Genomic DNA, 21793 nt, shown 5'->3' with positions numbered 1-21793 from the left:
GGACAGCTATGGCTTACCCGGTGCTGTCCACCTACCGCCTCCAGCTCCGCTCGGGGTTCACCCTGGCCGATGCGGAGAAGATCGTCGACTACCTCGACGACCTCGGCGTCACTCACGTCTACCTGTCCCCCATCCTGACCGCCGCGCCCGGCTCCGAACACGGCTACGACGTCACCGACCCGACCACCGTCTCCGAGGAACTCGGCGGCGCTGACGGGCTGGCGCGACTGGCCGCGGCAGCCAAGGCGCGCGGGCTGGGGCTGGTGGTCGACATCGTGCCCAACCACGTCGGTGTCGCGCATGCCGAGCACAACCCGTGGTGGTGGGATGTGCTGCGCCACGGCCGCGAATCGCAGTATGCCGACTTCTTCGACATCGACTGGTCAGCCGACCCTGAGCGCCGAATCCTGTTGCCCGTCTTGGGTTCCGATGGCGATGTCGCCGACCTCGAGGTGCACGGCGAGGCGTTGCGGCTCGGCGACCTCCAATTCCCGATCGCCCCGGGAACCGGTGGGGGCAGCGGCGCGGAGGTACACGGGCGCCAGCACTACAAGCTGACCGGCTGGCGCACCAATGTGTGCGGCTATCGCAGATTCTTCTCGATCACCTCGCTGGCGGGACTACGCCAGGAGGATCCGGCGGTCTTCGACGCCAGCCACGCCGAGGTGGCGCGCTGGTTCTCCGAAGGCCTGGTCGACGGTGTGCGAATCGACCATCCGGACGGACTCACCGACCCGTCGGGCTATCTGGTGCGGCTGCGTGAACTCCTCGGCCAGACGGCCTGGATCGTCATCGAGAAAATCCTGGCCGTCGGAGAGCCGCTGGATCCGGCCCTACCGATCGACGGCACGACGGGTTACGACGTACTGCGCGAAGTCGGCGGGGTGTTCGTCGATCCCAGTGGCGAGCAGGCCTTGACCGAACTGGTGGACGCGGCGGGCTTCGACTACCCGAACGCAGCGACGATGGTGCGCGAGCTGAAGGTCGTGGCCGCCACCGACACGCTGGCCAGCGAGCTGGCCAGGGTGTGCCGGACGATGTCGGCGGCCGCCGGAACCGATCATCCCCGGCTCGCCGACGCGGTGACCGCCCTGCTGACCAACATCGGGGTGTACCGCTGCGACTACCAGAATCTCTCGCCCCTGCTGGGCGCGGCGATCGCCCGCACGATCGCCGAACATCCCGACCTGGCCGACGCGCTGGAGGTGGTCGCCGCCGCACTGGCCGCCTCGGACGAGGCTGGTGCCCGGTTCCAGCAGCTCTGCGGTGCGATGACGGCCAAGTCCGTCGAAGACTGCTATTTCTACCGGGATGCCAGGCTGGTCTCGCTCAACGAGGTGGGCGGCGAGCCGGCGCATTTCGGGGTCAGCGCCGCGGAGTTCCACCGCAGCGCGGCGGTCCGATCGCAGCTGTGGCCGCACACCATGACGACACTGTCGACGCACGACACCAAACGCGGCGAGGACGTCCGCGCCCGTATCGCCGTGCTGTCGCAGGTTCCATCGTTGTGGGCGCAGTTCCTCACCCGGTGGGAGAAGACCACGCCCTCGCCGGATGCGCTCACCGGATTGTTCCTGTGGCAGAACGTCTTCGGGGTCTGGCCGGTCGACGGCGAGGTCACCGCCGAACTTCGCGAGCGGTTGCATCGCTACACCGAGAAAGCCATCCGCGAAGCGGGTGCCCGCACCACGTGGACCGCCCCGGACACCGATTTCGAGCAGGCCGTGCACGGCTGGCTCGACGCCGTGTTCGACGGCCCGGTGGCCGGCGAGCTGACCGAGCTGGCGGCCCAATTGGCGCCGCACGCCCACAACGACGCGCTGGGCCAGAAGCTGCTGGCGCTCACCGTGCCCGGCGTTCCCGATGTCTACCAGGGCACCGAGGTGTGGGAGGACAGCCTGGTAGACCCGGACAACCGGCGGCTCGTCGACTACACCGCGCGCCGTGCCGAGCTGGAACGCGGCACGCACCCCAAGATCCGGGTGGTCAGCGCAGCGCTGCGGGCGCGACGCGACCGGCCGGCGACGTTCCTCGACGGCGGATACCTGCCGGTGCTGCCGAGCGGATCGGCCGCCGAGCACATCCTGGCCTTCCGGCGTGGTACGGATGTTCTGGTGGCAGTGGCACGCTGGACGGTTCGGCTGGACGAACGCGGCTGGGGTGACACCGTCCTGCCACTGCCCGAGGGGACCTGGCGCGACCGCATCACCGGGGCCAGCTGGACCGGATCAGCCCCGGCCACCGATGTCTTCGCCGAGCTGCCCGTCGCACTCCTGGAGAGGTCCGATGACTGAATTCGCTGTGTGGGCGCCGATTCCGAAGACCGTTGCGGTCGATGTCGAGGGCACCCGCCACGAGATGACGCGTGGTGAGGACGACTGGTGGCGCGCCGAGGTGGACTGCCCACCCGATGCCCACTACGGCTTCGCGCTCGATGGCGACTCGGCCGTGCTGCCCGACCCGCGTTCGGCCCGTCAGCCCGACGGGGTGCACGAGCGTTCCCAGCTGTGGAACCCTGCCTCGGCGCGGTGGACCGACCAGGGCTGGGCGGGCCGGTCGATCGAAGGTGCGGTGATCTACGAGCTGCACACCGGAACCTTCACCGAGACAGGCACCTTCGACGCCGCGATCGACAAGCTGGACTACCTGGTGGACCTCGGCGTCGACTTCGTCGAGCTGATGCCGGTCAACGCGTTCAACGGCACCCACGGCTGGGGCTACGACGGCGTGCTCTGGTACGCGGTGCACGAGCCGTACGGCGGACCCGACGGCCTGGTGCGCCTGGTCGACGCGTGCCACAGCCGGGGGCTGGGCGTCCTGATCGATGCGGTGTTCAACCATTTTGGACCGTCCGGCAACTACCTGCCGAAGTTCGGGCCCTACCTGTCCTCGGTCAGCAACCCGTGGGGTGAGGGTGTGAACCTGGCCGGCCCGCAGGCCGACGAGGTGCGCCGCTACATCATCGACTGCGCGTTGCGCTGGATGCGCGACTTCCACGTCGATGGACTGCGGCTGGATGCCGTGCACGCCCTGGTGGACAACACTGCCATCCACATCCTGGAAGAGCTGGCCGCTGAAACCGACGCGCTCTCAGCACAATTGGGCCGTCCGCTGGGGCTGATCGCCGAAAGCGATCTCAACGACCCACGGTTGATCACGGCGCGCGACCGCGGCGGCTACGGGCTGACGGCGCAATGGGACGACGACATCCACCATGCGATCCACACTGCGGTCAGCGGTGAACGGCAGGGCTACTACGCCGATTTCGGCACCCTGCAAGCCCTGGCGACCACCCTGCGCAACGGTTACTTCCACGCCGGGACCTATTCGTCCTTCCGGCACCGCAGACACGGCAGGCCGCTGGACACCACGTCGATTCCCGCGACGCGGCTACTCGCCTACACCTGCACCCACGACCAGGTGGGCAACCGCGCGGTCGGCGACCGTCCCTCGCAGAACCTCGACTATGGCCAGCTCGCCATCAAGGCCGCACTGGTTCTCGGATCACCCTACACCGCAATGCTTTTCATGGGCGAGGAGTGGGCGTCGACTCATCCGTTCCAGTTCTTCAGTTCGCATACCGAACCGGAGCTGGCGATCGCCACCGCCGAGGGCCGCAAGGCCGAGTTCGCCGGGCACGGCTGGGATGCCGAGGACATTCCCGACCCCCAGGATCCCCAGACCTTCCTGCGCTCCAAGCTGGACTGGGACCAGGTGGGTGCGCCCGAGCACGCCGACCTGCTGGCGTTCTACCGGGACCTGATCACGTTGCGGCGGACCGAACCCGATCTGCGCGATCCCTGGCTGACCGATCTGGGGGTCGACTTCGACGAGGACAGCCGGTGGATCGTGCTGCGCCGCGGAGCGATGGCGATCGCATGCAATCTGGGCGAACGGTCGGCCACCGTGCCGGTCACCGGTGAGGTGGTGCTGGCCTGGGGCGATGCCGAGGTTCGCGGCAGCCAGACCAGCATGCCCGGACATTCGGTGGTGGTGACCCGCTCCCGCTGACGAGTGCCTGTGGATAGTAGGAATCGTCGAGCGGCAATGTCGACGAGCATGGTTGGCATGACCGATCTGCTGCCGATCCCCCCGATCGAATCCGCCACCGACCCGATCCACTCCCCCGCCGATATGCGGGCTCGATGGCGAGCACTGATGGGGCCGTTGGGCTTTGGCGAGCGCCTGCTGTGGGTAGGTTTTGTCGGACCCGACCGGTGCATGCACAAGATGCTCACCCAGATGCCGGTTGGACGATGGCCCAACCACACCATCGTAGAGAATCTGCTGGGCGGTTTGGCCACGGTGCTCGAAGAATCGGCACGGGGCGGTTCGCTGGCACTGCTGCTGACCCGACCGGGCTATGACCACATCAGTGCGGAGGACCGGCGGTGGTCGGACGTGCTCAGCGAGACGGCCCGGAAGATGGGGGTTCGGTTGGAGCCGACATTCCGGGCCAACGACCGTGACCTACTCCTCGTTTGAGTGCTACCTTGTGCTACATGGATCGGATCGGGCTGCGTGAACTGCGCCAGCACGCGAGCCGCTACGTCGGGAGGGTGGCCAGCGGCGAGTCTATCGAGATCGCCGTCCGAGGTCGGCTGGTAGCTCGGTTGATCCCTGCCTCCGATAGCGGGTGGGACGATCTGGTACAGCGCGGCGATGTCATTCCGGCTACCTCGCCCCACGGGTTGCTCGACGAACCCGCAGGCGACTACGGCGTCGACGGGTCGGCAGCGCTGGAACAGTTGCGCCGCGAGGAACGGTGATGCAGCTGTATCTGGACACCTCGGCCCTCGTCAAAGTCGTTGTCGCCGAACCTGAAAGCCCGGCGCTCAGGAGCTATCTGAATGGCCACCCACAGGATATTCGCTTCACCGCCGCGCTGAGTAGAACCGAACTCCTGCGGGCTATCGGGCGAAGTGGTTCGTTTGATGCCGTCGCACACGCCCGCCGCGTACTGGCCCGGCTCGACACGGTGGCGCTCACCCACCGATTGCTCGATGAAGCCGGCTCGCTCGGTCCGCCCTCGTTACGAACGCTAGACGCCATCCATCTCGCCGCCGCGCTCACCGCTCCGGCGTTGCGGGCGCTTGTCACCTACGACGCCCGGTTGGCGCACGCCGCCGAGTCGATCGGCATCGCCGTCATCGCGCCGCGCTGACGAGTGCTACGTCAAATAGCGATAGGTGGGTGAGCCGGGCTCCAGCAGTTCGACGTGAGCATCGGAATCGGTCATCCGCTGCACCAGCCCGTCCAGGTCGTTCGCCGAGGTCAGCTCGATGCCGACCAGCGCCTCACCGGTCTCCCGGTTGTTGCGCTTGACGTACTCGAACAGGGTGATGTCGTCGTTGGGGCCCAGCACCGTGTCCAGGAAGCGGCGCAGCGCGCCCGGCTCCTGGGGGAAATCGACCAGGAAGTAGTGCTTGAGACCCCGGTGCACCAGCGAACGCTCCAGGATCTCGCCGTACCGCGATACGTCGTTGTTGCCGCCGGAGATCAGGCAGACCACCGTGGAGCCGGGGGCCACGTCGGCCTCCAGCAGTCCGGCCACCGAGAGCGCACCGGCGGGCTCGGCGATGATCCCCTCGTTCTGGTAGAGGTCGAGCATCGCGCTGCACACCGCGCCCTCGTCAACGGTGCTCACCGAGACCATGTCACCGGCAGCGGCCAGCGCCCGGTAGGTCAGATCGCCGGCACGCCTGACCGCGGCGCCGTCGACGAACTGGTCGACGTGATCGAGGTCCACCGGCTCACCGGCGGCCAGCGCGGCCATCATCGACGGTGCACCGGCGGGTTCGATGCCCAGCACGGCGGCATTGGTGGTGCGTTCGGCCAGGTAGGTGGTGATCCCGGAGATACAGCCGCCACCCCCGACCGGGACGATCACCAGGTCGGGCTCGGCATCCAGCTGGTCGAGGATCTCGACGGCGATGGTGCCCTGGCCGGCCATGGTGCGGGTGTCGTCGTACGGCGGTACCAGGGTGGCCCCGGTGCGCGCGACGTCCTCCAGTGCGGCCTCGGCCGCCAGGTCGAAGGTCTTGCCGCCAACGATCAGTTCGATGAAATCGCCACCGTGATAACGGATCCGGTCGCGCTTCTGCTTCGGCGTCTTGGCCGGCACGTAGACCCGGCCGTGCACGCCCATGGACCGGCACGCGAGCGCGAAGCCCTGGGCGTGGTTGCCGGCCGAGGCGCACACCACACCGGCCCGCAGTTCGTCGCCGGAGAGCTGCATCAGCAGGTTGAACGCGCCACGCAGCTTGTAGGACCGCACCAGCTGCAGGTCCTCGCGCTTGAGGTACACCTGGGCACCGGTGGCTGCCGACAGCCGGTCGCTGTACTGCAGCGGACTGGTGGAGACCACGTCCGAAATTCGCCGGGCAGCCTCGTCGATGTCAGCCGCGGTAAGCGGCGCTGACACTCGGCTCTGGCGCAGTTCGGCAGTCACCGGTCAATCGTCCCACCAACCCCGTCGAATCAGTGAATCGGGCCGCCAGCAGCTCTACCAGCATCGGATGCGCGCCCAGTGGCGCGGCGACCGCGTCGGCACCGCTGTCGTGCAGCCGGGTATGGAAGATTCCCGGCGCCAGCAGGTAGGACGCCACGAACACCCGGCCCCCGTTTCGGCGCAGGCCGGCGACGACATCGGCCACCCGGGGTTCGCCGGTGGCGACGAAGCCGAGGTGGACCTCGCCCACCAGGTCGGCGAGCAGGCCCGCCGCGATCTGCAGGTCTCGATGGGCGGCGGGATCCGAGGATCCGGCGGCGGCCATCACCACCGCGTCACCGGGCACCCAGCCGGCCTCGCGCAGCCGCGCCAGCATCACCTCGGCGATGACCGGATCCGGTCCCAGCGCCGCGGTGATCGTGGCGGCGCGGTGCCCGCTCTCGCACACCCGCGCCGGTAGGTCGGTGTTGACGTGGTAGCCAGACGCCAGGAACGCCGGAACCAGGATGGCCGGACCGGTGACCCCGGCCAGCAACTCCCGCGGGTTGGGACCGAGGACGTCGACGAAGGCGGTGAGGACTTCACCCACCCGATCGCTCAGGGCAGCAGCCAGATCGCTGATCACCCGAAGGCCCTCCGGGCGCCTGGTGCCGTGCGCCACCAGGATACGGGTATGGCTCATGAGGCCTCCTGATCGACGGCCAGCCGGTAGCCGCGCTTGACAACGGTCTGGACCACACCGGGGGCGGCCAGGGCCGAGCGCAGCCGGGTCATCGCGGTCTCTACCGCGTGGGTGTCCTCACCACCGCCGGGCAGCTGGGTCAACAGGTCGGCGCGCGACACCACGCGCCCGGGCTCGACGAGCAGACGGCGCAGCAGCGCCATCGCCGCCGGCGGCAGCACCCGGACCGTGCCGTCGACGTCCACCGATCCGGAGCGCACCGCGATGCGGTGCCCACCTGCGGTGAATTCTGTTGCCTGTTTTGGCAATTCGTCGGTGATCAGCCTCGCGAGAGCACCGAGACGGTAGCGCTCCGGAGACCGGGTGCCGATCTCGAGCCGGCGCAGCGGCGCGGAGGTCACCGGGCCGACCGCGAACACCGTCACCTCGGCGCGCAGCGCATCAACCAGGGCATCCAGGACGCCGAGCGCCTTGGCCCGTTCGAAGAGCGACGCCACCGCCGGTGCGCTGGTGAAGCTGACCGCGTCCAGTTCGCCGTCGACGATCATGCCGATCAGGGTGTCCATCGGTTTGGGGTCGGCCGGCTGCTCCCACCGGTAGACCGGCACTTTGACGATCTGCGCACCAGCCCTGGCCAGTGCGTCGCAGATGTCAGTGTCGGGCTCCCATTCGCTTGCCGCACCGTGCAATTGGACGGCCACCCGCAGGTTTTCCACCCCATCGGCGAGCAGCCGCGCCAGCACCTCTGCCGACGATTCGGAGTCCGGGCTCCACTCCTCGCACAACCCGGCCTGGCGAACCGCACCCCGAGCCTTGGGGCCGCGGGCCAGGATACGGGTGGTGCCCAGCGCGGCGATCAGGTCGTCGGCCACATCCCAGCCGTGAGCGGCTTCGATCCAGCCGCGGAACCCGATCCCGGTGGTCACCACCACGATGTCCGGTGCGAGCTCGATGAGTTGTGCTGTGACGCTGCGCAATTCGATGTCGTCCACGAGTGGCACGATCCGGATGGCCGGGGCGTGCACAACGGTGGCGCCGCGACGTTGGAGGAGCGCGATGAACTCCTCGGCGCGCCGAGCGGCGGTCACGCCGACGGTGAACCCCGTCAGTGGCTCAGTGACTTCGGATTTCGATGAATCCATCGACCACCCTGACTTCGTAGACCGGCAAGGCGTACTGCTCGTCATCGAGGCAACGTCCGTCGACCAGCGAAAAGACCTGCTTGAGCAGCGGTGAGGCGACGGTCGGCTCACCACGACGGTCCCCCACGATGCCCCGCGACATCACCGCGGCCCGCCCGATCGGGTCGATGTTGCCCACCGCGGCCAGCACGTCGCCGGGCAACCGGAACAGCGCCACCTGCCTGCCGTCGGGAAGCAGCACCGCGGCCCCCCTGTTCTCCAGCAGCGACGCCAGTGGGCAGGCCGGCGTCCAGCTGCCCAGATCCGGCCCGTTGCGGGTATCGGCGAGAATCGTCATGGTCATTACCCTTCGTGGATAGAGGGACGTTGTTTCGCGCCGGTTACGAAGCCTTTTCCGGCACGTTCCCGATGTCCGGCATCCCGAGCAACAGCGGCACCTTGCGCGGACCGCTGTCGTCGAAGGCCACCGTCGGGTCCGGCTGGTCGGGTTCGTTGACGAACGAGACGAAGCGGGACAGTTTCTCCGGGTCGGCCAGCACGCCGGCCCATTCGTCGCGGTATCCGGCGACATGGCGCGCCATGGCCGCCTCGAGCTCGGCGCAGATACCCAGCGAATCCGCGCACACCACGTCCCGAATGTGGTCCAGGCCGCCCTCGATACTCTCCTGCCAGACCGCGGTGCGCTGCAGCCGGTCGGCGGTGCGGACGTAGAACATCAGATAGCGGTCGATGTAGCGGACCAGTGTCGCGGAGTCGAGGTCGCCGGCGAGCAACTGGGCGTGGCGCGGGGTCGCCCCGCCATTACCGCCGACGTAGAGATTCCAGCCCTTCTCGGTGGCGATGACACCGACATCCTTGCCGCGGGCTTCGGCGCACTCACGCTGGCAACCCGAGACGCCCATCTTGATCTTGTGCGGTGCCCGCAGGCCCCGGTAGCGCAGCTCGAGATCGACGGCCATCGCCACCGAATCCTGCACGCCGTAGCGGCACCACGTCGATCCCACACAGCTCTTGACCGTGCGCAACGATTTGCCATACGCCTGCCCGGACTCCATGCCGGCATCGACCAGCCTTTTCCAGATCAGCGGAAGTTGTTCGACGCGTGCCCCGAACAGGTCGATGCGCTGGCCGCCGGTGATCTTGGTGTACAGCCCGAAGTCGCGGGCGATCTCGCCGATCACGATCAGCTTCTCCGGCGTCACCTCGCCGCCGGGCAGCCGGGGCACCACCGAATAGGTGCCGTTGCGCTGGATGTTGGCCAGGAAATGGTCATTGGTGTCCTGCAGCGAGGCCGCCTCGCCGTCGAGGATGTGCTCCGACGACGTCGAGGCGAGGATCGAGGCCACCACCGGTTTGCAGATGTCGCAGCCTCGCCCGGTGCCGTACCCGGCGATGAGTCCGGAGAACGTGCGGATGCCGACCGCCTCGACGATCTCGAACAGTTCGGCACGGCTCTGGGTGAAGTGCTCGCACAGCGCCTTCGAGGTCGCCACGCCTTCGGCTTCCAGCATCCGCTTGAGCATCGGTACGCAGCTGCCGCACGAGGTTCCCGCCGCGGTGGCGGCCTTGAGCGACGCCACGTCGTGGGCACCGCAGGCGATGGCGGCGCAGATCGCACCCTTGGACACCGCGTTGCACGAACAGATCTGGGCATCGTCGGGGAGCGCACCGGGACCGATCTGGGCGCCTGCCGGTGAGATCAGTGCGGCCGGATCGGCGGGCAGCGGACGCCCCACCAGCGGCCGCAACGTGCCGTACGCGCTGGCATCTCCTACCAGGATGCCGCCGAGAAGTGTCGACACGTCATCGGAGACAACCAGTTTGGCGTAGGTCTGCTTTGCGGCGTCGTTGAGCACCACCTCCAGCGCGCCCGGGGTGCTGGCATGGGCGTCACCGAAGCTGGCCACGTCGACCCCGAGAAGCTTCAGCTTGGTCGACATGTCGGCGCCGGGGAACTCCGCGGTGCCGCCGAGTAGCCGGTCGGCCACCACCTCGGCCATCGCGTTGCCCGGTGCGACCAGACCATAGCAGCGCCCCTCGACCGCGGCGACCTCGCCGATGGCGAACACCCGCGGATCCTTGGTCGCGCAACTGGTGTCGGTCAGCACCCCGCCACGTTCGGCGATCTCCAGATCCATCGCCCGGGCGAGCTCGTCACGCGGGCGCACGCCGGCGGCGAATACCACTGCGGCGGCATCGATCCGGGTGCCGTCGGACAACTGAACCGACGCCGCGCCGCCGGTGTCCTCGATGGTGTCGGTGGCCACCTCGGTGTGCACCGTGATCCCCAGACCGGTGACGATCCGATTGAGCAGCGCGCCACCGCCCTCGTCGACCTGCAGCGGCATCAGCCGGGGTGACCGTTCCACGATGTGCGGTCGTAATCCGAGCAGGCGCAGGGCATTGGCAGCCTCCAGACCCAGCAGGCCGCCACCGACCACCACCCCGGCCGCACCCGGCGCGGAGTCCGCCGCCGTGCGGATGGCGTCGAGGTCGTCCATGGTCCGGTACACGAAGCACCGGTCCAGGTCGTGGCCCGGGATCGGCGGGACGAACGGACTCGACCCGGTCGCCAGCACGAGCGCGTCGTAGCCGAGCGCATGTCCCAGCGAGGTGGTGACGGTGCGCGCGTCGCGGTCGACGACGACGGCGCGCTCTCCGACCCGGAGTTCGACCAGATCGTCGTCCGGGTACTCGTTGCCGGGCAGCGCCAGCGCCGCCCGGTCCCAACCGTCGACGTAGGACGACAACGCGACCCGATCGTAGGCGGCTGCCGACTCCTCACCGAGAATCACGATGCGCCAGGTATTTTCGCGGTCCCGGTCCCGCAGTGCCTCGACGAAGCGGTGCCCGACCATGCCGTGGCCGACGAGGACGACGGTCTTGACTGGGCGGCTCATGCCGGTGCTGCGGCGTTGCTGACCGCGGCGGCTTCCGGGGTGGCGCCACTGACGCGTCCCGGCGTACGGACGTAGGCGAACCAGGTGACCAGCGCGCACAGCACATAGAAGGCGAGGAACAGCCAGAACGCCATGGTCGCCGACTTGGCCGCCGACAGGTAGGACGCCCGCAGCGCGATGTTGACGCCGACGCCGCCCAGTGCGCCGATGGCTCCGGCGATGCCGATCAGCGCACCCGACATCCGCTGCGCCCATGCGCCCTGAGCGCGGATGTCCAGATCGTGGCGACCGCGGGCCTTGGCGGCGAAGATCGACGGGATCATCTTGTAGGTGGAGCCGTTACCCATCCCGGAGAGGACGAACAGGGCGATGAAGCCGGCAATGACAGCGGCCAGCACGGCTCCTGATGCGGCACCGGGAGTGGCGTCGTCGAGGGTGCTCGCGGCGACCAGCCAGCCGGCCGCCGCGATCATTGCCACGAACGTGTACAGCGTCACCCGGCCGCCGCCGAACCGATCGGACAACCAGCCGCCGACTGGACGGGACAGTGATCCCAGAACGGGCCCGATGAAGGCGATCTGGGCGGCATGCAGCGAGGCCGCAGCGGCCATCGCCGGGGTGGCCGGACCACCGTGGGTCAGGCCGGCGAGGAAGTTGATCTGCAATACCTGACCGAACGCGAAGCCGAATCCGATGAACGAGCCGAAGGTTCCGATGTAGAGCAGCGCGATGAGCCAGGCGTCCCGATAGCGGCACACCTCCAGCATCGAGCGGGCATCGGTGCGCTGGTTGGTGAGGTTGTCCATGAACAACGCCGCACCCAGCGCCGCACAGGCCACCAGGACCAGGTAGACCGCGCACACCCAGTGTGGTGAGCGGTTACCGACCGTGGCGATGACGAGCAGGCCGATGATCTGGATGACGGCGACCCCGATGTTGCCGCCGCCGGCGTTGAGTCCGAGCGCCCAGCCCTTCTGCCGCTGTGGGTAGAAGGCGTTGATGTTGGCCATCGAGGAGGCGAAGTTGCCGCCGCCCAGGCCCGCGAAGGCGGCGACCGCGAGGAACACCCCGTAGGGCGTCTCGGGATGGGCCATGAAGTACAGCGTCAGGACCGTCGGGATCAACAGGACGGCCGCTGAGAAGATGGTCCAGTTGCGGCCGCCGAATCGGGCTACCGCGAAGGTGTAGGGAATCCGCAGCACGGCACCGACCAGGGTGGGCACGGCGACGAGCAGGAACTTGCCGGAGGCGTCGATGTGGTAGACCGACTGGGGCATGAACAGCACCATGACCGACCAGATCGACCACACCGAGAAGCCCACATGTTCGGCGACGATCGACCAGATCAGGTTGCGCCTGGCGATCTCCGCGCCCCCGTTGTTCCAGGCGTCGGTGTCCTCGGGATCCCAGTCATCGATGTTGCGGCCACGGCGAATTGGTGAACTGATGCGTGAAAGCGGCATGCCCCCACGGTAGGAATTCATTGTTGCGTCGGCGCTGCCCGTGATGATCCCCGTGTCACAACCTGCTCACACCGGCCGGGAGCCCGCGGTGAGGTCAGTACACATCACGCAGATAGCGTTTGGTGGCGACCAGATCGCGCTTGTAGTCATGCGCGGCCGCAGCGCCGAGCCTGCCGTGCGTGCGGATGATGGTGCTCAGTGCCGAGTCCACCCCGGCCGCCATCCCGGCGGCGTCACCGCACACATAGATGCAGGCACCGTCCTGCAGCCAGGCCCACAGCTGCGCGCCGTTGTCGATCATCTTGTTCTGCACGTAGATCCGCTTGGGCTGGTCCCGGGAGAAGGCCAGATCGAGCCGGTGCAGCACGCCGTCGGTCACCATGCCGGTGAGATCCTCGCGGTAGTAGAAATTCTCCCGTCGATGCTGGTCACCGAAGAACAGCCAGTTGCGCCCGGTGTGGCCCAGCGCGCGGCGTTCCTGCAGGAAGCCGCGGAACGGTGCGATGCCGGTGCCGGCACCGATCATGACGATCGGCGCGGTCCGGTCGTCGGGCGGGCGGAAGTGTGGTGAGCGCTGCAGGAAGATCGGGGTGGTGGTGTGCTGGGCGCGGTCGGCGAGGTAGGTCGAGCAGACTCCCCCGCGACGCCCGCCGTCCGGTCCCCGGTATCGCACGACCGATACCGTCAACTGGACTTCATCCGGACTCACCAGCGGGCTCGAGGAGATCGAGTACATCCGCGGGGTGAGCCGCACCAGCACGTCCTGCCACTGCTGCGCATCGGCCCGCACACCGAATTCGGTGACCACGTCAATTCCATTGCGGCCCAGCCGCCAGCTGCTGATCTGGGCGCACGCCGCCCGCAGCTGCCGGGCCGTTGTCTTGTCCGCCTTGTCGCCGGCGCTATCGGCGAGGAAGGTCAGCAGGTTCGGCGTGACCGCGCAGATGTCGTAGTGGTGTGTCAGCGCTTCCGCGAGCGGTAGTTCGGTCCCGTCGACCTCGACGGTCTGCTCGGCCGGCAGGCCGGTGGCGGCCAGCCACCGAGCCACGTCAGCCGCGCTGTTGGTCGGCACCACCCCGAGGGAGTCGCCCACCGAGTACGTCAGCCCGGCCGCGGAGATGTCGAAACCGAACTGGCGCACCTCCTTGGCCGCCGACGAGGGTGTCAGCCGGTCATTGCGGCTCATTCGCGCCGCAACGGGGTGAGCCCGGGTGAACAGGCGCGGCGCGGCCGCAGATGGCGGGACTGCCTGTGCTCCACCGGGATTGAGATAACCAGCCACTCGTTCGATCCAACGCTGGTGGGTCGGCCCGTCGTGGACCTCACAGTCGACCCGGTCGAGCACCCGCGCGCCACCCAGCTCGGCGAACCGGGCGTCCAGATCACGGGCATAGCCGCAGAACTGGCCGTAGGAGCGATCACCGAGACCCAGCACCGCGTACCGCAGCGTGGGCAGCTGCGGCGCGTCCGGCCCCTGCAGATGCTCCCAGAACCGCGCGGCGTTGTCCGGCGGGCCACCGTCACCGAACGTACTGGTCACCACGAATACCGCACTGGCGCCGTGAAGGTCAGCCGGTGAGATGTCGGCCATGCTCGCGCACGCCGCGGACCGACCCTGATGCTGCAGGGCGTCCACCAGCCGGGTGGCCAGCTCTTCGGCGTTGCCGGTCTGGGATGCCCACAGCACCAGCGGTACGCCCGCGGTGACCGGTACGGTATCGGTGCTGGCGGTGGCCATGGGTGGCGCAACGGGCCGCAGCGCCACCGCGCATGCCTTCAGTTCGGGTTGCAGCGAATCGGGATCGACGGCAGCACTGGTCACCGTATTGACGGTGAGGTCTGCACCGTGCTCGTCGTTCCAGTGGAACGGGGCGAAGCACAACCCCGGCCGCACCCGATCGGTGACCACTGCGGGGAGCACGACACTGCCACGGCGGGAACGGATCTCGACTCGCCAGCCGTGCCGGATGTCCAGGGCGGCCGCATCGTCGCGGTGGATCTCGACGAACGGTCCGTCGTCGAGCCGGGTGAGCTTGTCGATCCGGCCGGTCTTGGTCATGGTGTGCCACTGGTGGGCAAGGCGACCGGTGGTCAGCACCAGCGGGTAGTCGGCGTCCGGAAGTTCCTGCGGTGGCAGGTGCGGCCGGGCGTGGAACACCGCCCGGCCCGATGCGGTCGGGAACACCGGTCCCGTCGGCTCCAGATACCGGAGTGGATGCCGGTCGGTGCGATCACCCGGCGGGGTCGGCCACTGGACCGGCGTCTCGCGCAGCCGCTGGTAGCTGGCGCCCCGAATGTCGTATCCCGTTGCTGGGTTGGCGAATCCGCGGATCTCGTCGAACACCTCTTCGCTGGAGCGGTAGCCGAAGTGCGCACCGAAACCCATGGCGTCGGCGACCTGGCAGATCAGCTGCCAGTCCGGCCTGGCCTGGCCCGGCGCGGTGACACACTGCTGCACGAGGGTCAGGGTGCGCTCGGAATTGACCATCACGCCGTCGCCTTCGACCCACAGGGCTGCGGGGAGCACCACGTCGGCGTGCCGATTCGTGGCGGTGTCGGCGTAGGCGTCCTGGGTGATGACGAACTCGGCGGCCCGCAGGGCGTCGATCACCGTGCCGCGGTGCGCGACGCTGGCCACCGGATTGGTGCACATGATCCAGCAGGCTTTGATGTCGCCGGCCGCCATGGTCTCGAACATGCCGATCGTTCCGGTGCCGACGTCGGGACGGATGGTCCCCGGGTGCACTCCCCACTGCCGCTCCACGAAGTCCCGGTCGGCGGCCGAGGCGACCGTCCGCTGCCCGGGCAGACCGGCACCCATGTATCCCATCTCGCGCCCGCCCATGGCATTGGGCTGCCCGGTCAGTGACAGCGGTCCGCTGCCGGTCCGGCAGATGGCCCCGGTGGCCAGGTGCAGGTTGCAGATGGCATTGGTGTTCCAGGTGCCGTGGGTGCTCTGGTTGAGACCCATGGTCCACAACGACATCCACTCGCCGGCCTCGGCGATCATCTCGGCCGCCCGGCGCAGATCGGCCTCGTCGAGGCCGGTGATGCCGGCGACCACGGACGGTGAATAGTCGGCGAGGAACTCCGGCATCGCCGACCAGCCCTCGGTGTGCTCGGCGATGAAGGCGCTGTCGATGGCACCGGCCGCGACCAGCAGGTGCAGCAGGCCGTTGAGCAATGCCAGATCGGTGCCCGGACGGATCTGCAGGAAAAGGTCGGCCTGCGCGGCGGTGGCAGTGCGCCGGGGATCGACGACGATGAGCTTGGCCCCGGCCCGCAGCCGATCCGCCATCCGCAGATAAAGGATGGGATGACAGTCGGCCATGTTCGAGCCGATGACGAAAAACAGATCAGCACAATCGATGTCGTCATACGAGCCCGGAGGACCGTCCGCGCCGAGGGACTGCTTGTAGCCGGATGCTGCGCTGGCCATACATAGCCGCGAGTTCGACTCCAGATGGACGGTACGGATGAAACCCTTGGCCAGTTTGGTCGCCAGATATTGGGCCTCCAGCGACATCTGACCCGAGACGTAGAGGGCGATCGCGTCCGGTCCATGTCGATCCAGGATCTGCCGTAGCCTGGCACCGACGGCTGCGGCCGCGTCGTCGACCGAGGTCGGCACGAAACCCTCGTCGCGGGACCGCCGGGTCAGCGCCCGGGTGGCGCGGCCGTCGGCAGTGCCCATCAGTTCGGCGTGGGTGGCGCCCTTGGTGCACAACCGGCCGCGGTTGGTCGGATGCAGCCGGTCACCGACGACATTGGCGATGACCGGGCCGTGGGGTCCAGGCCGGGTGTGCACTTCGATACCGCAGCCCACACCGCAATACGAGCAGACCGTACGCACCCGTTGATCTCGGTCAGCCTCAGCACCCACGGCCCCACAATGCCGGGGCCAGATTACGGCGGATGCCTGCGACGTTAGGGCTGCGATACAGCCCCCTCACACCGGCACGGCCGGCGCTGTGAGGACTCCTGGTGGCGGTTCGGCCGTGGCCTGTCCTTTCGGCTGGCCGGTTCACGATGTAAGACTTGTCAACATGGCGACCGCGTCCTATCACCACGGCAACCTTCGCCAGGCGCTGCTCGAGCACGGCGTGCAGTTGGCCCGCGCCGGCGGACCGGACGCCGTCGTCCTTCGCGACGTGCAGAGACTGGCCGGGGTGAGCAACTCGGCCGCCTATCGGCATTACGCCGATCGACAGGCGCTGCTGGCCGCGGTGCAGACCTACGGGATGGGCCAGCTCGGCGACGCCATGCTGGAAAAACTTGCCGCCGTGCCGAATCGGGGTTCCCGGGAGCGCCGGGCCTTGAGCCGGTTGCGGGCGACCGGCCAGGCCTATATCGACTTCGCCCTGACCGAACCCGGCCTGTTCCGCACGGCGTTCGCACCGGGCGGTCCGGGCGCGGGCGCCGATACCGTGGAACCCGGGCGTCATCCCTTCCAGATCCTCAGCGGCTGCATCGACGATCTGGTCAGCGCCGGCGTCCTGGACGCCAGCCGCCGCGACGGCCTGGCCGAAGCGGCCTGGGCGGCCGTGCACGGTGTCGCGACCCTGTTCCTGGACGGGCCGCTGGTCGCCGCCGACCCGGTGCGCAAGCAGCTGATCGCCGACCGTCTGCTGGACGTGATCGGCGAGGGCATCCGCTAGAGCTCCATATGTTGACAGCGTTAACTTCCACTGCCATGCTTGCCGATGTTAACGCTGTCAACATGAAAGTCGCAGCCCATGACCGCTGACACCGTCGCCACCCAGCGCCACACCGGTGCGCACGCCGCACCCCGTCGCATCCGGCCCATCGCCATCCTCGCCGTCGTCCTGGTCGCCGCGCTGGCCATCAACGTGGAGACCACGATCGTCAACGTGGCTCTGCCGACGCTCAATTCGTCACTGAACGCCTCGACCCGGGGGCTGCAGTGGATCGTCGACGCCTACAACCTGGCCTTCGCGGCACTCGTCTTGGCCGGGGGCACCGTTGGTGACACATTCGGCCGCCGTGGCACCCTGATCGCCGGTCTGGTGCTGTTCGCGCTCAGCAGCGTGGGCGCCGCGCTGTGCACCACCACCGGCCAGCTGATCGCCATGCGACTGGTCATGGGCATCGCCTCGGCCCTGATCTACCCCACGACGCTGGCCATCATCACCGACACGTTCCGCGATCCGCGCAAGAGAGCAGCCGCCATCGGTGTGTGGGGTGCCGTCACCGGTCTCGGCGTCGCCATCGGCCCGATCCTCGGTGGCGCACTGCTGGAAGCCTTCTGGTGGGGCAGCCTGTTCCTGGCGCTGGCCCCCATCGCCCTGGTCGCGGCCGCGGCCGCCCCGTTCGTGATTCCCGGCTCGGCACGCGACCGGCAAGCCCGGGTGGATCGGGGTGGCCTGGTGCTGTCGGTGGTGATGCTGGGCGCCCTGGTCTACACGATCATCGAAGCCCCGGAACGCGGATGGCACAGTGCCGCAACGCTGGTCGGATTCGCCGTCGCCCTGACGGCCGCGGTGGGCTTCACGTGGTGGGAACGCCGGCACCCAGAACCGCTGATCGACGTGACACTGTTCACCAACCTGCGCTTCAGCGCCGCCAGTGGCGCGGTGACCGTGGCGTTCTTCGCACTGTTCGGCTTCATCTTCATCATCACCCAGTTCATGCAGTTGCTGCAGGGCAACAGCCCGCTGGAGACCGGCGTCCGGATTCTGCCGGTAGCACTGTCGATCGCGGTCGGCTCGGTGCTCGGCACCCAGCTGGCGGCGCGACGCGTCGGCACCAAAGCCGTTGTCGTGGTGGGTCTGACGATGATGGGGGCGGCATTCGCCTGGATCGCCGCCAGCGACCTGGGCATCACCTATCCCACGATGGCCGCACAGATGGTGCTGCTCGGCGGCGGCCTCGGTCTGACCAGCGCGCCGGCGACCGACTCGATCATGGGGGTGGTGCGACCCGAGCAGGCCGGCGCCGGGTCGGCGGTCAACGACGCCACCCGACAGGTGGGCGGCACCCTGGGGGTGGCGGTGATCGGCAGCGTCTTCGCCACGCTCTACATCCGGCACCTGAGCGACAACCCGCTCGTCGCGGCCCTCCCCGAGACGGCACGCTCCACCGCGCAGCAGGGACTGGCCCAGGGCCTGGCGGTGGCCGCACAGTCACCGGCACCGCTGCGCGGACCGGTGCGCGCCGCCGTCGACGCCGCGTTCCTGTCCGGGATGCAGGCCGGCTGCCTGACCGCGGCCGGGGTCTGTGCCGCCGGCGCGCTGTTCGCGCTGGCCGTGCTGCCCGCCCATCCGAGCGCTGGACAAACGCCGGGCGCGTCATGAGAATTTGCCCGTGCACACGGGGGAGCCGCGAACACTGCGGCAGGTAGCGCTGGCCAGCTACGTCGGTTCAGCCATCGAGTTCTACGACTTCTTCATCTACGGCACGGCCGCGGCCCTGGTGTTTCCCACCGTCTTCTTCCCCCATCTCAGCCATGTCCTCGGGATCGTGGCCTCGCTGGGAACCTTTGCGTCGGCGTTCGTCTCCCGGCCGATCGGTGCGGTGGTGTTCGGGCACTTCGGCGACCGGATCGGTCGGCAGCGGACGCTGGTCGCCACGCTGATGCTGATGGGGATCTCCACCGTGGGAGTGGGACTCATCCCGACCGCGGCCACGATCGGCATCGCCGCACCGCTGCTGCTGACCTTCCTGCGCATGCTGCAGGGGTTCGCGGTCGGGGGCGAGTGGGCCGGCTCGGCCCTCCTCAGCGGCGAATACGCCCCGCCGCACCAGCGCGGGCGCTACGGCATGTTCACCCAGATGGGCTACGGCACAGCCCTGATCCTGGCGAACCTGGTGTTCCTGGCGGTCTACCTCGGCTTCGGCCAGACCAGTTCGGCCTTCCTGGACTGGGCATGGCGCATTCCCTTTCTGCTCAGTGCCGTGCTCATCGCCACCGCACTTGTGGTGCGGGTGAGCGTCAAAGAGACTCCCGTGTTCGCCGAATCGGCCGCCACCACCCATGCCGAGGTACCGCTGGCAGCACTGATCCGCGATCAAGGGCGCCACCTCATCCTCGCGGCCGGCGCCGTGACCGGTGTGCTCGCGCTGGTCTACGAGACCGGCACCTTCTTCACCCATTACGCCACCGCGCACCTGAAGTACTCCACGGATTTCGTGCTCCTCGTCGGTGTACTCGGCGGCGTGTGCACCGTTGCCTTGGTAGTGGCATCGGCCATCCTCAGCGACACCTACGGCAGGCGACTGCCACTCACGGTGGCCTACCTGCTGGCCGTGCCATGGTCACTGGTCGTCTTCCCGTTGGTCGAAAGCCGCAACCACGCCCTGTTCGTGCTGGCCATCGTCGTCACCTACGCGATCATCGGGATCGCGATGGGACCGCTGGCGTCCTTCATCCCGGAGACTTTCGCCCAGCGGTACCGCTACACCGGCGCCGGTCTGGCACACAACATCGCCGGTATCGTCGGCGGCGGTATCCCCCCGGTGATCTCGGAGTACCTGCTCGACAACTTCGGCAGCCGGAGCATCGCGGCCATGCTCGCCGGACTCGCTCTGGTCAGCCTGGTGTGTGTCCGGCTCCTGAAAGAGACAGCGGTACTGCAGGACTCGCGGCCAAGCGGCTAGCGTTCCAGAATCCGCTTCAGCGCCGACAGGTCCGCCATCACCGCCGCCGCATCCTTGGTGAAGTCGTCATCGGACATCTGCGGCCGGCGTCGCAGCGTGAAGACCACCTCACTCCAGTCGGCCCCGGCCGGGACCACCCGCAGCGGATTGAACACCGGCTCACCGGACGGCAGCGTCACCACATGATCGAGAACACCGAGATCGTTGGCCGGGGTGAACTCCACGGTGACCTGCCCCATCGGCGATTGCGCCACCCAGGTGTCGCCGACTCTGGTCAGTTCGCCCTCGGACAAGCCGGCCGCCCACTGCGGCAGGTTCGCCGGATCGGCGGCGAACCGGTAGACCTCGGCGGCCGGCCGATTGATCCACGCACTGATGTGGCGAGACTCACCGAAGGTGTCAGCATCCATCTGTCCATGGTGACCGACACACTGGACCGATGAACAGCGTTTCGACCGGACACGGCTGGCTTCGCCCGGCACCGGAGAGTTCCCTGCCCGTCCTGGTCGCCCTGGTGGTGACGATGACGCTGCAGCTGAGCATCCCGATTCGCTACACCCTGGTGCCCCGGTGGCCGCTGGTCGCCCTGGAGATCCTGTTGGTGGCGGTGCTGCTGGGCCTCAACCCGCTACGGCTGACCCGGCGGACCACCGTCGGCCGAACCGTCACCCTGGTGCTGTTGGCCGCCATCACCTTCGACAACACCGCCTCGGCGGCCCTGCTCGACTGGCACATCGTCACCGGCAAGGTCGGCAACAATGCGGCCGGACTATTGGGAAGTGGCGCAGCGATTTTCGTGACCAATGTGCTGGTGTTCGGAATCTGGTACTGGGAACTCGACCGCGGCGGTCCGCTGGCCCGAGTCGACGGCGTCCATCGCTGGCCGGACTTCCTATTCCCCCAGATGGCCAGTCCCGATGTGGCGCCCAAGGATTGGGCACCGCGATTCATCGACTACCTGTATGTGAGCCTCACCAACGTGATGGCGTTCTCCCCCACCGACACCATGCCGATGGCGCGCTGGGCCAAGTCGATGATGGCGGTACAGGCTCTGGTCGCGGTCTCGCTGCTGGCGCTGGTGTTGGCCCGCGCGGTCAATGTGCTGAACTGACCGGCCGGTGGATGCCGCACGAACACGCGTCAATGGACGGACACGTGCAGGCCATCCCCCACTCGATGATCTGCCGGGCCTCATTGAGCAGGGCCAGTTGGGTGTCGATCTCGGCTAGTTTGGTCTGCGCCAGGGCACGGCTGGCCGAGCGGCCCGGCGCATCGTCGCCGAAGAGCACGCTGATCTCCTCGAGGGCGAAGCCGGCGGCCTTGCACAGGCGGATGACGCCGAGCCGGGCGAGCACGGCGGGGTCATAGCGGCGACGGCCACCGACGCGGGCCGGTTCGGGAAGCAGACCGATCTGTTCGTAATAGCGCAACGTGGTCGGGGCGACGTCGGCCCGCCGGGCCACCTCGCCGATCGTCAATCTGGTGCCCACGCTCACTCCCTCTGCGCTTGACTTAGAGCCAACTCTAAGTTGTTGACT

At 68.2% G+C, this 21793-nt stretch carries 18 protein-coding genes; 9 read left to right on the top strand and 9 right to left on the bottom strand.

Translation table 11 applies throughout. The annotated features are described in order from the left end of the window. Nucleotides 1-8: 8 nt before the first annotated feature. The 5 genes from treY to G6N35_RS05600 are packed head-to-tail and all read left to right on the top strand — an operon-like array spanning nt 9 to nt 5164. A complete protein-coding gene (treY, locus tag G6N35_RS05620; protein ID WP_163803363.1) occupies nt 9-2294 on the top strand; it encodes a malto-oligosyltrehalose synthase in 2286 nt (761 codons plus the stop codon). Next, nucleotides 2287-4011, top strand: a complete 1725-nt coding sequence (gene treZ / locus G6N35_RS05615; protein ID WP_163803362.1) for a malto-oligosyltrehalose trehalohydrolase — start codon at nt 2287-2289, stop codon at nt 4009-4011. Before treY ends, treZ begins: the two co-directional genes overlap by 8 nt. Before the next feature lie 57 nt (nt 4012-4068). Next, nucleotides 4069-4485 (top strand): hypothetical protein, encoded by a 417-nt coding sequence (locus tag G6N35_RS05610; protein ID WP_163803361.1) that lies wholly within the window; start codon nt 4069-4071, stop codon nt 4483-4485. A gap of 17 nt (nt 4486-4502) precedes the next feature. After that, complete coding sequence (locus G6N35_RS05605) at nt 4503-4769, top strand: type II toxin-antitoxin system Phd/YefM family antitoxin (RefSeq protein ID WP_163803360.1); 267 nt, start codon at nt 4503-4505, stop codon at nt 4767-4769. Beyond that, nucleotides 4769-5164, top strand: coding sequence for a type II toxin-antitoxin system VapC family toxin (locus G6N35_RS05600; RefSeq protein ID WP_197748407.1), 396 nt, complete (start codon nt 4769-4771; stop codon nt 5162-5164). The genes G6N35_RS05605 and G6N35_RS05600 overlap by 1 nt, the downstream gene beginning before the upstream one ends. A 6-nt stretch (nt 5165-5170) precedes the next feature. Here the strand turns inward: G6N35_RS05600 and ilvA are convergent, their stop codons facing one another. The 7 genes from ilvA to G6N35_RS05565 form a co-directional block, all read right to left on the bottom strand. Continuing rightward, nucleotides 5171-6451 (bottom strand): threonine ammonia-lyase IlvA, encoded by a 1281-nt coding sequence (ilvA, locus tag G6N35_RS05595; RefSeq protein WP_163803358.1) that lies wholly within the window; start codon nt 6449-6451, stop codon nt 5171-5173. Further along, nucleotides 6399-7133 (bottom strand): sirohydrochlorin chelatase, encoded by a 735-nt coding sequence (locus G6N35_RS05590; protein WP_163803357.1) that lies wholly within the window; start codon nt 7131-7133, stop codon nt 6399-6401. The genes ilvA and G6N35_RS05590 overlap by 53 nt, the downstream gene beginning before the upstream one ends. Beyond that, nucleotides 7130-8275, bottom strand: a complete 1146-nt coding sequence (locus tag G6N35_RS05585; RefSeq protein ID WP_163803356.1) for a uroporphyrinogen-III synthase — start codon at nt 8273-8275, stop codon at nt 7130-7132. Before G6N35_RS05585 ends, G6N35_RS05590 begins: the two co-directional genes overlap by 4 nt. After that, nucleotides 8247-8612: a nitrite reductase small subunit NirD gene (nirD, locus tag G6N35_RS05580; RefSeq protein ID WP_163803355.1), complete on the bottom strand. Its 366-nt coding sequence runs from the start codon at nt 8610-8612 to the stop codon at nt 8247-8249. Before nirD ends, G6N35_RS05585 begins: the two co-directional genes overlap by 29 nt. Before the next feature lie 43 nt (nt 8613-8655). Further along, a complete protein-coding gene (gene nirB, locus G6N35_RS05575) occupies nt 8656-11175 on the bottom strand; it encodes a nitrite reductase large subunit NirB (protein ID WP_163803354.1) in 2520 nt (839 codons plus the stop codon). Continuing rightward, nucleotides 11172-12638, bottom strand: coding sequence for a nitrate/nitrite transporter (locus G6N35_RS05570; protein ID WP_163803353.1), 1467 nt, complete (start codon nt 12636-12638; stop codon nt 11172-11174). Before G6N35_RS05570 ends, nirB begins: the two co-directional genes overlap by 4 nt. A gap of 94 nt (nt 12639-12732) precedes the next feature. Further along, nucleotides 12733-16521 carry a bifunctional nitrate reductase/sulfite reductase flavoprotein subunit alpha gene (locus G6N35_RS05565; protein WP_246224219.1) on the bottom strand — a complete coding sequence of 1263 codons (3789 nt, stop codon included), beginning with the start codon at nt 16519-16521 and terminating at the stop codon, nt 12733-12735. Nucleotides 16522-16684: 163 nt separating this feature from the next. Here G6N35_RS05565 and G6N35_RS05560 point away from each other — a divergent pair, with 163 nt between their 5' ends. From G6N35_RS05560 to G6N35_RS05550, 3 genes are all read left to right on the top strand, one after another. Continuing rightward, nucleotides 16685-17296, top strand: a complete 612-nt coding sequence (locus tag G6N35_RS05560) for a TetR/AcrR family transcriptional regulator (protein WP_163803352.1) — start codon at nt 16685-16687, stop codon at nt 17294-17296. A 78-nt stretch (nt 17297-17374) separates the two neighbouring features. Next, the gene (locus G6N35_RS05555) at nt 17375-18952 is read left to right on the top strand and encodes an MFS transporter (RefSeq protein ID WP_163803351.1); all 1578 of its coding nucleotides are present in this window, start codon (nt 17375-17377) and stop codon (nt 18950-18952) included. Between the two features lie 10 nt (nt 18953-18962). Beyond that, a complete protein-coding gene (locus tag G6N35_RS05550; RefSeq protein ID WP_246224218.1) occupies nt 18963-20255 on the top strand; it encodes an MFS transporter in 1293 nt (430 codons plus the stop codon). Here G6N35_RS05550 and G6N35_RS05545 read toward each other — a convergent pair. Further along, nucleotides 20252-20665 (bottom strand): SRPBCC family protein, encoded by a 414-nt coding sequence (locus G6N35_RS05545; RefSeq protein ID WP_163803349.1) that lies wholly within the window; start codon nt 20663-20665, stop codon nt 20252-20254. The two genes, G6N35_RS05550 and G6N35_RS05545, sit on opposite strands and share 4 nt — an antisense overlap. A gap of 29 nt (nt 20666-20694) precedes the next feature. Between G6N35_RS05545 and G6N35_RS05540 the strand changes: the two genes are divergently transcribed. Further along, nucleotides 20695-21366 carry a hypothetical protein gene (locus G6N35_RS05540; protein WP_163803348.1) on the top strand — a complete coding sequence of 224 codons (672 nt, stop codon included), beginning with the start codon at nt 20695-20697 and terminating at the stop codon, nt 21364-21366. Here G6N35_RS05540 and G6N35_RS05535 read toward each other — a convergent pair. Beyond that, on the bottom strand, nt 21350-21745 hold the full coding sequence (locus G6N35_RS05535) for a MerR family transcriptional regulator (protein ID WP_163803347.1): 396 nt from the start codon (nt 21743-21745) through the stop codon (nt 21350-21352). The genes G6N35_RS05540 and G6N35_RS05535 overlap by 17 nt on opposite strands. Nucleotides 21746-21793: the final 48 nt, after the last annotated feature.

Origin of the sequence: Mycolicibacterium anyangense, assembly GCF_010731855.1 — a bacterium.
In the GTDB taxonomy this organism is placed as follows: Bacteria; Actinomycetota; Actinomycetes; order Mycobacteriales; family Mycobacteriaceae; genus Mycobacterium; species Mycobacterium anyangense.
The sequence above is the reverse complement of the archived record's forward strand: the minus strand, read 5'-3'. Positions and strand labels throughout refer to the sequence as shown.

Coding starts and splice junctions, on each gene's coding strand:
- treY (WP_163803363.1), top strand. CDS start 9: ATGGCTTACCCGGTGCTGTCCACCTACCGCCTCCAGCTCCGCTCGGGG.
- treZ (WP_163803362.1), top strand. CDS start 2,287: ATGACTGAATTCGCTGTGTGGGCGCCGATTCCGAAGACCGTTGCGGTC.
- G6N35_RS05610 (WP_163803361.1), top strand. CDS start 4,069: ATGACCGATCTGCTGCCGATCCCCCCGATCGAATCCGCCACCGACCCG.
- G6N35_RS05605 (WP_163803360.1), top strand. CDS start 4,503: ATGGATCGGATCGGGCTGCGTGAACTGCGCCAGCACGCGAGCCGCTAC.
- G6N35_RS05600 (WP_197748407.1), top strand. CDS start 4,769: ATGCAGCTGTATCTGGACACCTCGGCCCTCGTCAAAGTCGTTGTCGCC.
- G6N35_RS05590 (WP_163803357.1), bottom strand. CDS start 7,133: ATGAGCCATACCCGTATCCTGGTGGCGCACGGCACCAGGCGCCCGGAG.
- G6N35_RS05585 (WP_163803356.1), bottom strand. CDS start 8,275: ATGGATTCATCGAAATCCGAAGTCACTGAGCCACTGACGGGGTTCACC.
- nirD (WP_163803355.1), bottom strand. CDS start 8,612: ATGACGATTCTCGCCGATACCCGCAACGGGCCGGATCTGGGCAGCTGG.
- nirB (WP_163803354.1), bottom strand. CDS start 11,175: ATGAGCCGCCCAGTCAAGACCGTCGTCCTCGTCGGCCACGGCATGGTC.
- G6N35_RS05570 (WP_163803353.1), bottom strand. CDS start 12,638: ATGCCGCTTTCACGCATCAGTTCACCAATTCGCCGTGGCCGCAACATC.
- G6N35_RS05560 (WP_163803352.1), top strand. CDS start 16,685: ATGGCGACCGCGTCCTATCACCACGGCAACCTTCGCCAGGCGCTGCTC.
- G6N35_RS05555 (WP_163803351.1), top strand. CDS start 17,375: ATGACCGCTGACACCGTCGCCACCCAGCGCCACACCGGTGCGCACGCC.
- G6N35_RS05545 (WP_163803349.1), bottom strand. CDS start 20,665: ATGGATGCTGACACCTTCGGTGAGTCTCGCCACATCAGTGCGTGGATC.
- G6N35_RS05540 (WP_163803348.1), top strand. CDS start 20,695: ATGAACAGCGTTTCGACCGGACACGGCTGGCTTCGCCCGGCACCGGAG.